This window comes from Vibrio sp. 2132-1 (assembly GCF_033344315.1).
This window is the reverse complement of sequence record NZ_JAWPON010000603.1, coordinates 1-585: the sequence shown is the minus strand read 5'-3', so window position 1 is coordinate 585 and position 585 is coordinate 1. Positions and strand designations below refer to the sequence as shown.

The window sequence follows — 585 nt, the reverse complement described above, 5'->3', positions numbered from 1 at the left end:
TTGATCGACTCAGCGACGAACACAGTCGTGTCGTAGCTGGTTTCGTAAGTCATACCTTCAGGGAAGTTTTCGCTCAAGCGTTCAAGCAGTTCCATTACTGCTTTACCACTTTCTAATGCGTTTGCATCAGACTGAAGTGACAGAGCGACAATCGAAGCATCTTGCCCACGGAACTTACCGTTACCATCGTAGAACTTCTTACCCAGTTCAACACGAGCAACGTCTTTTAGATAAACCGTAGAGCCATTTGGATTGGCACGAAGAACAACGTTTTCAAACTCGCTCACACTTTCTAAGCGGCCTTTCGTCACTAGGTTGAACTGCACTTCTTGCGGGTTATTGTAAGGCGCGGCACCAACACGGCCAGCAGCAACCTGAACGTTTTGCTCCGCTAAAGCAGCATATACATCCGATGTCGTTAGCTTGAGGTTGGCCATTTTTTCTGGGTCCAACCACACGCGCATCGCGTATTCACCACCACCAATTACATTTACTTCACTGATGCCTTTCGCACGCGCCAACTGATCTTTTACGTTCAAGTTGATGTAGTTAATTAAGAATTGGTCATCATACTTGCCGTCTGGT

The 585-nt window shown here is 46.8% G+C and carries 1 protein-coding gene; it reads right to left on the bottom strand.

Annotated elements, in window-relative coordinates:
- On the bottom strand, positions 1–585 hold a 585-nt coding region (locus tag R8N47_RS26905; RefSeq protein ID WP_318186325.1), incomplete at both ends, for an efflux RND transporter permease subunit.